This window comes from Cupriavidus alkaliphilus, assembly GCF_900094595.1.
Lineage (GTDB): Bacteria > Pseudomonadota > Gammaproteobacteria > Burkholderiales > Burkholderiaceae > Cupriavidus > Cupriavidus alkaliphilus.
Genome location: NZ_FMAD01000003.1, coordinates 435,994 through 448,370 on the forward strand (window position 1 = coordinate 435,994; position 12,377 = coordinate 448,370).

Annotated in this window: 10 protein-coding genes and 1 tRNA gene; 4 read left to right on the forward strand and 7 right to left on the reverse strand. The window is 68.8% G+C overall.

What is annotated here, in order from left to right; genetic code table 11:
* Nucleotides 1–5: 5 nt before the first annotated feature.
* From GA0116996_RS08625 to gloB, 7 genes are all read right to left on the reverse strand, one after another.
* Nucleotides 6–1,175: an acyl-CoA dehydrogenase family protein gene (locus GA0116996_RS08625; RefSeq protein ID WP_092309430.1), complete on the reverse strand. Its 1,170-nt coding sequence runs from the start codon at nucleotides 1,173–1,175 to the stop codon at nucleotides 6–8.
* 6 nt (nucleotides 1,176–1,181) lie between these two features.
* A complete protein-coding gene (locus GA0116996_RS08630) occupies nucleotides 1,182–2,033 on the reverse strand; it encodes an enoyl-CoA hydratase family protein (RefSeq protein WP_092309433.1) in 852 nt (283 codons plus the stop codon).
* A gap of 34 nt (nucleotides 2,034–2,067) precedes the next feature.
* Nucleotides 2,068–2,871, reverse strand: a complete 804-nt coding sequence (locus tag GA0116996_RS08635) for an SDR family NAD(P)-dependent oxidoreductase (RefSeq protein WP_092309436.1) — start codon at nucleotides 2,869–2,871, stop codon at nucleotides 2,068–2,070.
* On the reverse strand, nucleotides 2,868–5,222 hold the full coding sequence (locus GA0116996_RS08640; protein ID WP_092309439.1) for a bifunctional salicylyl-CoA 5-hydroxylase/oxidoreductase: 2,355 nt from the start codon (nucleotides 5,220–5,222) through the stop codon (nucleotides 2,868–2,870). Before GA0116996_RS08640 ends, GA0116996_RS08635 begins: the two co-directional genes overlap by 4 nt.
* 177 nt (nucleotides 5,223–5,399) lie before the next feature.
* A complete protein-coding gene (locus tag GA0116996_RS08645; RefSeq protein WP_092309442.1) occupies nucleotides 5,400–7,343 on the reverse strand; it encodes a propionate--CoA ligase in 1,944 nt (647 codons plus the stop codon).
* A gap of 125 nt (nucleotides 7,344–7,468) precedes the next feature.
* A complete protein-coding gene (locus tag GA0116996_RS08650; RefSeq protein ID WP_092309444.1) occupies nucleotides 7,469–9,139 on the reverse strand; it encodes a transglycosylase SLT domain-containing protein in 1,671 nt (556 codons plus the stop codon).
* A gap of 141 nt (nucleotides 9,140–9,280) precedes the next feature.
* Nucleotides 9,281–10,081, reverse strand: a complete 801-nt coding sequence (gloB, locus tag GA0116996_RS08655; RefSeq protein WP_092309447.1) for a hydroxyacylglutathione hydrolase — start codon at nucleotides 10,079–10,081, stop codon at nucleotides 9,281–9,283.
* Nucleotides 10,082–10,093: 12 nt separating this feature from the next.
* Between gloB and GA0116996_RS08660 the strand changes: the two genes are divergently transcribed.
* The 4 genes from GA0116996_RS08660 (at nucleotide 10,094) to GA0116996_RS08675 (ending at nucleotide 12,376) form a co-directional block, all read left to right on the forward strand.
* Nucleotides 10,094–10,894 carry a methyltransferase domain-containing protein gene (locus tag GA0116996_RS08660; RefSeq protein ID WP_092309450.1) on the forward strand — a complete coding sequence of 267 codons (801 nt, stop codon included), beginning with the start codon at nucleotides 10,094–10,096 and terminating at the stop codon, nucleotides 10,892–10,894.
* Between the two features lie 81 nt (nucleotides 10,895–10,975).
* On the forward strand, nucleotides 10,976–11,413 hold the full coding sequence (rnhA, locus tag GA0116996_RS08665; RefSeq protein ID WP_092309453.1) for a ribonuclease HI: 438 nt from the start codon (nucleotides 10,976–10,978) through the stop codon (nucleotides 11,411–11,413).
* A 57-nt stretch (nucleotides 11,414–11,470) separates the two neighbouring features.
* Entirely contained in the window at nucleotides 11,471–12,259 is a 789-nt protein-coding gene (gene dnaQ / locus GA0116996_RS08670) for a DNA polymerase III subunit epsilon (protein WP_244159786.1), read from the forward strand.
* Between the two features lie 42 nt (nucleotides 12,260–12,301).
* A tRNA-Val gene (locus tag GA0116996_RS08675) sits at nucleotides 12,302–12,376 on the forward strand.
* Nucleotide 12,377: the final 1 nt, after the last annotated feature.

Below are 12,377 nucleotides of genomic sequence, written 5' to 3' on the forward strand. Positions count from 1 at the left end.
CGGGCTCAGGCCTGCTGCCCGGCCAGCGTCTCGCGCGCGATGATCAGCTTCTGCACTTCGGTGGCGCCTTCATAGATGCGCAGCGAGCGGATCTCGCGGTACAGGCTTTCCACGCGCGTGCCGACCTTGACGCCGAGGCCGCCGAACATCTGCACCGCGCGGTCGATCACCTGCTGCGCGTTTTCGGTCGCGACCATCTTGGCCATGGCCGCCTCGCGCGTGGTGCGCTGCCCCTTCACATCGCGCAGCCAGGCCGCACGGTAGGTCAGCAGCGCGGCGGCGTCGATGGCGGTGGCCATGTCGCCGATCGCGGCCTGGGTCAGCTGCAGGTCGGCCAGCACGCCGCCGAACATCGGCCGCGCGCGGGCACGCGCCAGCGCATCGTCCAGCGCGGCGCGGCCGAAGCCCAGCGCCGCCGCCGCCACCGAAGCGCGGAAGATATCGAGCGTCATCATCGCCACCTTGAAGCCCTGCCCCGCCTCGCCCAGCCGGTTGCCCACCGGCACGCGGCACTGGTCGAAGCGCAGCGTCGCCAGCGGATGCGGCGCCATCACGTCGATGCGCTCGGCGATGGTCAGGCCCGGCGTGTCGGCGTCGACCACCAGGGCGGTTATGCCGCGCGCGCCAGGGGCCTCGCCGGTGCGCACGAACACGCAGTAGAAGTCGGCAATGCCGCCGTTCGAGATCCAGGTCTTGGCGCCATCGATCACATACTGGCTGCCGTCTTCGGACAGCCGCGCGCTGCATTGCAGCGCGGCCACATCCGAGCCGGCATCGGGTTCCGACAGCGCGAACGCGGCGATCGCCTCGCCGCGGGCCACGCGCGGCAGGTAGCGCGCGCGCAGCGCGTCGCTGCCCGCCAGCGAGATCGCCCCCGAGCCCAGCCCCTGCATGGCAAAGGCAAAGTCGGCCAGGCCGTCATGGCGCGCCAGCGTCTCGCGCAGCAGGCACAGCGAGCGCGAATCCAGCGCCGGCAGCGCGCCGCCATGCGCGGCCGGCACGCAGTAGCGCAGCCAGCCCGCCTCGCCCAGCTGCCGCACCAGCGCGCGGCAGGCGGCGTCGGTATCGCTGTGGTCGACCCGCAGGTGTTGCCCGCACCATGCGTCAAGTTCGCGCTCCAGCGCGCGGTGGGCATCGTCGAACAGCGGCAGATCGAGGTAGGTCTTGTCGGACATGGCGGCTCAGTCCCCTTCGAAGACCGGCTTGGTCTTGGCGACGAAGGCCTCATAGGCGCGGCGGAAATCGCGCGTCTGCATGCAGATCGCCTGCGCCTCGGCCTCGGCCTCGATGGCTTCGTCCAGGCCCATGTTCCATTCCTGGTGCAGCAGCTTCTTGGTCACGCCGTGGGCGAAGGTCGGTCCGGCCGCCAGTTGCGCGGCCAGCGCCTGCGCCTGCGCCAGCACCGCTTCGGACGGGTGCAGCGCGTTGAAGAAACCCCACTGCAGCCCTTCCTCCGCGCTCATCGAACGGCCGGTGTACAGCAGTTCGCTGGCCCGGCCCTGCCCGATCACGCGCGGCAGCAGCGTGCACGCGCCCATGTCGGCACCGGCCAGGCCGACGCGCGTGAACAGGAACGCGGTCTTGGCCTGCGCCGTGCCCAGGCGCATATCGGAAGCCAGCGCCATCATCGCGCCGGCGCCGGCGCAGATGCCGTCAATCGCGCTCACCACCGGCTGCGGGCACGCGCGCATCGCCTTGACCAGGTCGCCGGTCATGCGCGTGAAGTCGAGCAGCTCCGGCATCGACATGCGCGTCAGCGGGCCGATGATCTCGTGCACGTCGCCGCCGGAGCAATAGTTGCCGCCGGCGCCCGTCACCACCACCGCCTTGATGTCGCTGGCGTAGCACAGGCCGCGGAACAGGTCGCGCAGCTCGGCGTAGGAGTCGAAGGTCAGCGGGTTCTTGCGTTCAGGCCGGTTCAGCGTCACGGTGCCGACCTTGCCGTCGGCGGACACCGACCACAGGAAATGCTCGGGCTGGTATCCGGCAAAGCTGCGCTTGTGGTGGCGCATGTCGAGTGCGATCTCTGTCATGGGTTCTCTCGTTGTCTGCTGCAGTCAGTGTGCTTCAGCCTGCCATCACTTCGCCACCGGCGACGGGGATCGCCTGGCCGGTGATCGCCGCCGCGGACGGCTGGCACAGCCAGGCCACCGCGTCGGCCACCTCGTCGGGCTGCACCAGCCGGCGCTGCGGATTGCGCGCGGCCAGTTCGGCGCGCGCCTGCTCCTCCGTGCGGCCGGTCTTGCCGACGATATTGGCCACCGCGTCGCGCACGATGTCGGTTTCGGTATAGCCCGGGCATACCGCGTTGACGGTCACGCCCCTGGCCGCGGTTTCCAGCGCCAGCGCGCGGGTCAGGCCGATCACGCCATGCTTGGCCGCGCAATAGGCGCTGACGTAGCCATAGCCGATCAGCCCCGCGGTGCTGGCCACGTTGACGATGCGGCCCCAGCCCGCGTCGAGCATCGCCGGCAGCGCCGCCTGCGTGCACAGGAAGGTGCCGGTCAGGTTGACGTCGAGCAGGCGCTGCCACAGCGCGGCATCGGTCTTCAGGAACGGTGCGCTGTGGGCCTGCCCGGCGTTGTTGACCAGCATCGCGACCGTGCCGGCCTGTTCCGTGGCCGTGGCAAAGGCACGCGCCACGCTGTCGGCATTGACTATATCGGCCGTGACAAACGAAACGACAGCGCCCGCCGGCGCCTGCCCGTGCAGCGCCTGTACCGTCGCCTGCAGCGTGCCGGAATCGCGCCCCAGCAGGGTCACGCTGGCGCCATCGGCCAGCAGCCGCCGCGCGATCGCCGCGCCGATGCCGCGCCCGCCGCCGGTAACCAGCGCGTGCCGGCCGGCCAGTGTTGCCGTGCTGCCCGTCATGCCTGCTTCTCCTGCGCCGCGGCGCGTTCGAGATTGGTTTCCAGCTGCCGCTTGCCCGCCAGGTACTGCTTGGGCCAGGCGATATCGCGGTAGCCGATGCGCGCGGCTTCCTGCAGCGTCCACGCGGGGTTGGCCAGGTGCGGGCGCGCAATCGCGCACAGGTCGGCGCGGCCGGCGGCGATGATCGAGTCGACGTGGTCGGCTTCAAAGATAGCGCCGACCGCGATGGTAGCGATGCCGGCCTCGTTGCGGATGCGATCGGCGAACGGCGTCTGGTACATGCGGCCATACACCGGCGCCTGGTCCGGGCTGACCTGCCCCGACGAGCAATCGATCATGTCGGCGCCCGCGGCCTTGAAGGCCCGGGCGATCTCGACCGCGTCGTCGGGCGTGATGCCGCCTTCGACCCAGTCGTGCGCCGAGATGCGCACCGACATCGGCTTGTCCTGCGGCCATACCGCGCGCACGGCCCCGAACACTTCCAGCGGATAGCGCAGCCGCGCCGCCAGCGGGCCGCCGTATTCGTCGTTGCGCGTATTGGTCAGCGGCGAGATAAAGCTCGACAGCAGGTAGCCGTGCGCGCAGTGCAGCTCGAGCCAGTCGAAGCCCGCTTCGGCCGCGCGCCGGGCGCTGGCCACGAAGTCGTCGCGCACGCGGTCCATGTCGGCGCGCGTCATCTCGCGCGGGGTCTGCGATTCGCCTGGCAGGTACGGCAGTGGCGAAGCCGACATCACCGGCCAGTTCCCCTGCGGCAGCGGGTGGTCCATCGCTTCCCAGCCGAGTTGCGTCGATCCCTTGCGGCCGGAGTGGCCGATCTGCATGGCGATACGGGCATCGCTGTTGGCATGGACGAAATCGACGATGCGCTTCCACGCGTCGCGCTGTTCATCGCTCCACAAGCCCGGGCAGCCCGGCGTGATGCGCGCGTCGGGCGAGACGCAGGTCATCTCCGCCACCACCATGCCGGCGCCGCCAAGCGCGCGCGAGCCCAGGTGGACCAGGTGGAAGTCGCCCGGCACGCCATCGTTGCAGGAGTACATTGCCATGGGCGACACCACCACGCGGTTCTTCAGCGTGACGCCGCGCAGCCGGAACGGCGTGAACATCGGCGGCAGCGGCTGGTGCGCCTGCAGTCGCAGGCTGTCGGCCGGCACCCCGGCCTGCTGTGCCAGCCAGTGCTCGAACTGCGCGACATAGCCGGCATCGCGCACGCGCAGGTTTTCATGCGAAATCCGCTGCGAACGCGTCAGCAGCGAGTAGGCGAACTGCTCCGGCGGCAGGCTGCCGGCATAGCGCTCGACGTTCTCGAACCACTCGGTCGAGTTGCGCGCCGCGTTCTGGATCTTCAGCACCTCGACCCCGCGCGTGGCTTCATAGCGCGCCAGCGCGTCGGGCAGGCCGTCGTGGCCGCTGCCACGGATCTCTTCGGCCAGGTCGATGGCATCCTCGAGCGCCAGCTTGGTACCGGAGCCGATCGAGAAATGCGCGGTGTGCGCGGCATCGCCCATCAGCACCACCGGCACGCGGCGGCCGTCGGGCAAGGTGTTCCAGTGCACCCATTGGCGGCAGATCACGCGCGGGAAGCGGATCCAGATCGCCGAGCCGCGCAGGTGCGCCGCGTTGCTCATCAGCTTGTTGCCGTCGAGGTAGCGCGCGAACAGCTTCTCGCAGTAGGCCACGCCCTCTTCCTGGCTCATCTGCTCGATGCCGGCGGCGCGCCAGACCGCTTCCGGGGTCTCGACGATAAAGGTCGAGGTGTTGTCGTCGAAGCGGTAGGCATGCGCCTGGAACCAGCCGTGCTCGGTCTTTTCAAAGGCAAAGGTGAAGGCGTCGAACAGCTTGTGCGTGCCGAGCCAGACAAAGCGGCACTGGCGCGTATCGATATCCGGCCGGAAGGTGTCGGCATAGCGGGTGCGGATGCGGCTGTTCAGGCCGTCCGAGGCGATCACCAGGTCGGCCTGGTATTGCATCGCCAGCGCCTGGTCGTCGGATACATCGGTCTCGAACACCAGCTTCACCCCGAGCGCTTCGCAACGCGCCTGCAGGATGTTCAGCAGGCGCTTGCGGCCGATGCCGATAAAGCCATGGCCGCCCGAGCGGATGGTGCGCCCGCCGATATGGATGTCGATATCGTCCCAGTGGTTGAAGGCGGCGTTGATCTCGCTGGCGCTGGCCGGGTCGGCTTGCTTCAGGTTGTCCATGGTGGCGTCCGAAAACACCACGCCCCAGCCGAAGGTGTCGTAGGGTCGGTTGCGCTCGACCACGATGACCTCGTTGGCCGGATCCTGCAGTTTCATCAGCAGGCCGAAGTACAGGCCGGCGGGGCCTCCGCCAATACAAAGCACGCGCATCTGTTGCCTCCTGCCGGCTGTGCCGGGCGCGCCGCACATACGTGCACCGAATCCCCGACGACACCGCCATCTAGATCAAGATTAAATATTTTATACTTCAAATATTAGACTGCATCACGACCGATGGCAAGGCGACGATGCGGTGTGCCGCGTGCGACACCCCCATCGCCCTGCCGGCTAGCCTTTCAACGCGGCCTGCAGCTGTTCCAGCGCGCCCGGATCTTCGATCGTCGTCAGGTCGCCCGGGTCGCGGCCCTCGGCCACGGCCTGCATGGCGCGCCGCAGCAGCTTGCCGGACCGCGTCTTCGGCAGCGCATTGACGAACAACACGCGCGCCGGGCGGGCCACCGCGCCCAGTTGCTGCTCGACCGTCTTCATCAGCTCGCCCTCCAGCGCCAGCCGCGCCTCCGGCGTGGCGGTGCGCGCCGGATCGCGGGCGATGCAGAACGCCATCGCCACCTGCCCCTTGAGCGCGTCCTGCACCCCCACCACGGCCACCTCGGCCACCGCGGCGCTGGACGACAGGCTTTCCTCGATCTCGCGCGTGCCCAGCCGGTGGCCGGCGACATTGATCACGTCGTCGGTGCGACCCAGGATAAAGACGTAGCCGTCGGCGTCGCGCACGCCCCAGTCGAAGGTGGAATAGCACAGGCGGTTCGGCACCGCCTGCCAGTAAGTGCGCACGAAGCGGTCATCGTCGCCCCAGACCGTGCTCATGCATCCCGGCGGCAGCGGGCCGTCGATGGCAACCACGCCCTTCTGACCCGGCGGGCATTCCGCGCCGGTGTTTTCGTCGACGATCTTCAGGTCGTAGCCGTAGGCCGGCACGCCGGGCGAGCCCAGCTTGGGCGGCAACGCCTCCAGGCCGCGCTGGATCGCGATGATGGGCCAGCCGGATTCGGTCTGCCAGTAGTTGTCGACCACGGGCTTGCCCAGGCCGTCCTGGATCCAGCGCGCGGTGGGCTCGTCGAGCGGCTCGCCGGCCAGGAACAACAGGCGCAGGCTGGACAGGTCGTAGCGCGTCAGCCACGCCGGATCCTGCTTTTTCAGCACGCGGATCGCGGTCGGGGCGCTGAACATCAGGTTGACCCGGTATTGCTCGACCAGGCGCCACAGGATGCCGCCGTCGGGCCGGATCGGCGTGCCCTCATACATCAGCGTCGCCATGCCGGCCAGCAGCGGGCCATAGACGATATAGCTGTGCCCCACCACCCAGCCGATGTCCGACGCGGTGAACATGGTGTCGCCGGCCTTGCCGCAAAAGATGTATTCCATCGACGTGGCCAGCGCCACCGCATAGCCGCCGGTATCGCGCTGCACGCCCTTGGGCTTGCCGGTGGTGCCCGAGGTATAGAGCACATAGGACGGCTCGCCCGACTCCAGCCACACGCACGGCACCTGCACGCCGGCGACGCGCTCGCGCCACGCCGCGTAGTCTTCATCGCGGCCTGCGGTGCGGGGCATGTCCGCCAGCTGCCGGTCCACCAGCAGCACCTTCTCGGGCTGGTGCGACGACAACCGGATGGCCTCGTCCAGCAGCGGCTTGTAGGGCACCACCTTGCCCGCGCGCGAGCCGGCGTCGGCGCTGACCACCACGCGCGGGCGGGCATCCTCGATGCGCGCGGCCAGGCTGACCGAGGCAAAGCCGCCGAACACCACCGAATGGATGGCGCCGATGCGCGCGCACGCCAGCATCGCGAAGGCCGCTTCCGGGATCATCGGCATGTAGATCAGCACGCGGTCGCCTCGCTGCACGCCCAGCCCCTGCAGGGTCGCCGCCATGCGGCTGACCTCGTCGTGCAGTTCGGCGTAGGTGAAGCTGCGGGCCTGGTCGGTCTCGGTCGAGACCCAGTGCAGCGCCGGCTGGCTGGCGCGGGCCGCCAGATGGCGGTCGACCGCGTTGTGGCACAGGTTGGTGCGCCCGCCGACGAACCAGCGCGTGAAGGGCGCGCGGCTGTTGTCGAGCACCTGGCTGAACGGGGTTTCCCAGTCGATGCGTGCCGCCTGTTCGGCCCAGAACCCCTCGGGGTCGGCCAGCGAACGGGCATGCACGGCATGGCTTGCCGTCATGTCTGTCTCCTCCGCGTCTGCGGTCGTTGGGTTATGCCCGTAGTTTGCCACCGGCCCGCACGCTCGTGGCTACGGTTTCCGCGCGCTGCCGCACGGGGCGGCGCCGGCACATGAAAAAAGGGGCGTGCCGCCGGCATCGCCCCTTTTGCTGTGCCACCGTCGCGCCGGCGACTGTGTCAGCGCGCCTTGACGCCCTTGGCGCTGGCCTTGGTGGTGGTCTTGGCCGACACCTTGGCCACGGCCGGGGCCTTGCCAGCGCGTCGCGGCGAGGCCTCGACCACCACACGCTGGCGCGTGTCGGCCTTGCCCTTGGCGGAGACCCGCACCACCTTGCCGCCCTTGCCGGCCGGTTCCTTGCGGCTGGCATGCTCGACGCGTTCGGCCCGCTCGGCCCGGTCCGCGCGCTCGGCACGGGCCGCGCGCACGGCGCCGGCGCCGCGCACCGGCACCATCAGCACCAGGCTCTGCCCGGCCACCAGCTTGGTGCCGGAGAGCTTGTTCCAGGACTGCACCTGCCCCGCCGAGACGCCATAGCGCCGCGCCACGGTCGCCACGGTATCGCGCCGGCTGGCACGCACCACCACGCGGCGCGCATCGGGCAGGTCCGGCTCCATCGCCAGCATGGCGCTGTCGGCGAGGGTGGCGCTGATGTCCTGGTCATGCCGGCCCGAACGCGGGATCATCACGGTCGAGCCCGCCTTCAGGCGCATGCCCTTGGGGATGCTGTTGATCTCGCGCAGCGTGTCGGCATCGACATTCAGGCGAGCCGCCAGCGACTCGACGCGCTCACGGCTGTCCACCGTCACCGCGGCCCAGCTCGACAGCCCGCCGCGATAGGTGTTCAAGTTGTACTGGAAGCGCTCGGCGTTATCGAACGGCAGCAGGATCTGCGGGTTCGATGCGCCCAGGATCACCGGCCGGTTGAACGACGGGTTCAGTGCCTTGAACTCCTCCACCGACATGTCGGCCAGCTTGGCGGCCAGGTTCACGTCGATGTCGCGCGAGGTGGTGACCGTGACGAAGTACGGGTGGTCCGGGATCTCGGGCAGCTTGACGCCGTACGCGGCCGGGTTGGCGATGATGTTCTTGACCGCCTGCAGCTTGGGCACGTAGTAGCGCGTCTCGTTGGGCATCGGCAGGCTGGCATAGTCGGTCGGCAGCCCGCGCGCCTGGTTGCGCGCAATCGCCCGCGACACCGCGCCCTCGCCCCAGTTGTAAGCCGCCAGCGCCAGGTGCCAGTCGCCGAACATGTCGTAGAGCCGCGCCAGGTAGTCGAGCGCGGCGTCGGTCGAGGCCAGCACGTCGCGGCGCTCGTCGCGGAACATGTTCTGCTTCAGGTTGTACGACTTGCCCGTGCTCGGAATGAACTGCCACATCCCGGCCGCCTTCGCGGTGGACTGTGCCTGCGGATTGAACGCGCTCTCGACGAACGGCAGCAGCGCCAGCTCGGTCGGCATCTTGCGCTGCTCCAGCTCCTCGACGATGTGATAGAGGTAGCGGCTCGAGCGCCCGACCATCCGTTCCATGTACTCCGGCCGCTGCGCATACCACTGGGTGCGATCGTCGACCAGCGTGCCCTCCAGGTCCGTCATGGCAAAGCCGCGCCGGATGCGGTCCCAGATATCGCTGGACGGGCCGCGCAGCCAGTCCAGGCCGCCCTGGTCGACATTGATGGTGGAAGTGGAAGAGAGCGCGGACTTGTCGCTGAGGGTGTTGAGCGGGTCCTGGCGCCTGGCAGTCTGGGCGGTCGCGGCACCGTCGGCGCCTTCAGGCGGCGTGGGGGTGCTGGCGCACGCTGCAAGCAGCGCGGCGCACGCGACCACCGCCAGTAATCGACCAATTTTCATTAAGTTCTCAAATCGTGACGCTAAAAGGTTGCGTGATGCTAAAAAAAACCGCGTATCGCGTCAATCAGATTTTCCACATAGACAGTATCCGGCCGCCGGCCGCCATGCCTTGTGGCACAAGCCATGGCGACCTGCGCGCGGTCAGCGGAAATTGTCCTTCCAGCCGCGCAGCGCGCCGAACGCCTGCGCATCCCCCGCGGTGGTGCCCCCATGGGCCGACACCGCGGCGCGCACCGCCGGTTCGCGCGAGCGCAGGAAAGGGTTGACCTGGCGCTCGTGGGCGATGGTGGTCGGCAGCGTCGGCTGGTCTGCGGCGCGCAGCACCTCGACGCGCTGCTCCCATGCCTCGAGCGCGGCATTGCCGGGCTCCACCGCGCGCGCGAAGCGCACATTGCTGCGCGTGTATTCGTGCGCGCAATAGACGCGGGTGTCGCCGGGAAGCGCCGCCAGCTTGTCCAGCGACGCCAGCATCTGCGCCGGCGTGCCTTCGAACAGGCGCCCGCAGCCGCTGGCGAACAGCGTATCGCCGCAAAACACTGCCGGGCCGGCTTCGCCGAGGTCGGCGACATAGGCGATGTGGCCGGCGGTGTGGCCGGGCACGTCCAGCACGCGCAGCGTCAGTGCCGGCGCGTCGAGCGTCGCCACGTCGCCCTCGCGCAGCGCCCGGGTGCGCCCGCCGATACGCTCGCCCGCCGGCCCCAGCACCGGCAGCGGTTCGCCCGAGGGTGCGCGCGGATGCGCCGCCAGCAGCTCGGCCACGCCGCCCTGGTGATCGCCGTGGTGATGGGTGATTACAATAGCGCCCAGAGCCAGACCGCTTTGCGCCAGGAAGCGCTCCACCGGCGCGGCCTCGCCAGGATCGACCACGGCGGCGCTGTGCCCGTCGTGGATGGCCCAGATATAGTTATCCTGGAACGCCGGGATCGGCTCAACCTTCAACATGCGCATGCTCCTATGTCCAATCGTCCCAATCACCCGATTGTAAGCTGGGAAGACTGGCTGGCCTCGCCGCCCGGCGAGTACATGCTGCGCTGGGAGGCGCAGCAGTACGACCGGACCGTGGCCGACATCTTCGGCTATCACGCAGTGCAGTTCGGCCTGCCCTATATCGATACCCTGCGCGAGAACCGGATGCCGTTCTCGGCGCTGGCGCTGGATCCGTCCAGCGGCCCGCACGGGCCGCGTGCCGCACATCCGGATGCGCGCCAGCTGCTGTGCCGCTTCGACGAACTGCCGTTCGACACCCAGAGCATCGACCTGGTCACCCTGCCCCACATCCTGGAGTTTGCCGAAGACCCGCATGAAGTGCTGCGCGAAGTCTCGCGGGTGCTGATGCCCGAGGGCCGCGTGGTGGTCACCTGCTTCAACCCGATGAGCCTGTGGGGCGCGCGCCAGGGCATGAACCGGCTCGGCGCCACGCCGTTCCTGCCGACCGACGCGCAGCAGATCGGCTTCGTGCGCATCAAGGACTGGCTCAAGCTGCTCGGCTTCGATATCATCCGCGGCCGCTTCGGCTGCTATTGCCCGCCGTACCGCACCGACCGCTGGCTGCAGCGCGCGGCCTTCATGGAAAAGGCCGGCGACCGCTGGTGGCCGATCTTCGGCGCGGTCTATATGATTTCGGCGATCAAGCGCGTGCGCAATATCCGGCTGGTCGGACCGGCGTGGAAGAGCAAGCCGGCGCTGGCGCCGGTGTCGGCGCCGGTGGCCACCCCCACCGGCACCCATGGCAAGGCTCCGGGCAGAGAGCACTGACGCGGTCCGGCCGCGCGCGCTATCCGCCTGTCCCGCCCCACAATGCGCCACCCGCCCCGCGGGTGGCCACCACGGAATCACATGCAAGAAGTCACGATCTACTCCGACGGCGCCTGCAAGGGCAATCCCGGCCGCGGCGGCTGGGGCGCGGTGCTCGTCGCCGGCACCAGCGAGAAAGAGCTGTTCGGCGGCGAGCCGAACACCACCAACAACCGCATGGAAATGACCGCGGTGATCGAAGCGCTGCGCGCGCTCAAGCGGCCCTGCGTGGTGCGCGTCTATACCGATTCCCAGTACGTGCAGAAAGGCATCAGCGAGTGGCTGCCCGGCTGGAAGGCGCGCGGCTGGAAGACCGCCGACAAGAAGCCGGTCAAGAACGCCGACCTGTGGCAGACGCTGGACACCCTGGCGCAACCGCACCAGATCTCGTGGCACTGGGTGCGCGGCCACAACGGCCACCCCGGCAACGAGCGCGCCGACGCGCTGGCCAACCGCGGCGTCGAATCGATCGGCCGCTGACCGCAACCTGCAGCACCACCAACAACAAGCGCGGAACGCCCGCCCCGCTCCGCTAGAATGCCCGCCATGCGACAAATCGTTCTCGATACCGAAACCACCGGCCTGAATGCCGCCACCGGCGACCGCCTGATCGAAATCGGCTGCGTCGAGCTGATGAACCGCCGCCTGACGGGCCGCCACCTGCACTTCTACGTCAACCCCGAGCGTGATATCGACGAGGGCGCGATCGCCGTGCACGGCATCACCGTGGAATTCCTGGCCGACAAGCCGCGCTTTGCCGAGGTCGTTCACGACATCCGCGAGTTCGTGCAGGACGCCGAGCTGATCATCCACAACGCACAGTTCGACCTGGGCTTCCTCGACATGGAATTCCAGCTGCTGGGCCTGCCGCCGTTCCGCCAGCATGTCGGCAACGTGATCGATACCCTGCGCGAGGCCCGCCAGATGTTCCCGGGCAAGCGCAATTCGCTGGATGCGCTGTGCGAACGCCTCGGCGTCAGCAACGCCCACCGCACCCTGCACGGCGCGCTGCTGGATGCCGAACTGCTGGCCGAGGTCTACCTGGCCATGACGCGCGGTCAGGATTCACTGGTGATCGACACGCTCGACAGCGCCAGCGGCCAGGGCGGCGTGGTCACCACCGCCGACCTGTCCCGGCTAGCCCTGCCCGTGCTGCGCGCCACCGACGAAGAACAGCAGGCCCATCTCGCCCTGCTGAAGGGACTGGACAAAGCCAGCGGCGGCAAGACGGTATGGCAGGACGACCCGGCCGAAGCCCCCGGGAACGTTGGCCGCCTAAAGAAAATTCAAAAAAGGGCTTTACAAGATACAAGAAGCTCTGCATAATCTCATTTCTCTGCTGCACGACGGCAACGACGACGCAGACAGGGGTGGTTAGCTCAGCGGTAGAGCACTGCCTTCACACGGCAGGGGTCACAGGTTCAATCCCTGTACCACCCACCAG

Excerpts from the sequence above, each read along its gene's own strand:
- GA0116996_RS08660 (WP_092309450.1), top strand. The coding sequence starts at position 10,094 with ATGTCCAATCGTCCCAATCACCCGATTGTAAGCTGGGAAGACTGGCTG.
- GA0116996_RS08635 (WP_092309436.1), bottom strand. The coding sequence starts at position 2,871 with ATGACGGGCAGCACGGCAACACTGGCCGGCCGGCACGCGCTGGTTACC.
- GA0116996_RS08650 (WP_092309444.1), bottom strand. The coding sequence starts at position 9,139 with ATGAAAATTGGTCGATTACTGGCGGTGGTCGCGTGCGCCGCGCTGCTT.
- GA0116996_RS08630 (WP_092309433.1), bottom strand. The coding sequence starts at position 2,033 with ATGACAGAGATCGCACTCGACATGCGCCACCACAAGCGCAGCTTTGCC.
- rnhA (WP_092309453.1), top strand. The coding sequence starts at position 10,976 with ATGCAAGAAGTCACGATCTACTCCGACGGCGCCTGCAAGGGCAATCCC.
- GA0116996_RS08640 (WP_092309439.1), bottom strand. The coding sequence starts at position 5,222 with ATGCGCGTGCTTTGTATTGGCGGAGGCCCCGCCGGCCTGTACTTCGGC.
- GA0116996_RS08625 (WP_092309430.1), bottom strand. The coding sequence starts at position 1,175 with ATGTCCGACAAGACCTACCTCGATCTGCCGCTGTTCGACGATGCCCAC.
- gloB (WP_092309447.1), bottom strand. The coding sequence starts at position 10,081 with ATGTTGAAGGTTGAGCCGATCCCGGCGTTCCAGGATAACTATATCTGG.
- dnaQ (WP_244159786.1), top strand. The coding sequence starts at position 11,471 with ATGCCCGCCATGCGACAAATCGTTCTCGATACCGAAACCACCGGCCTG.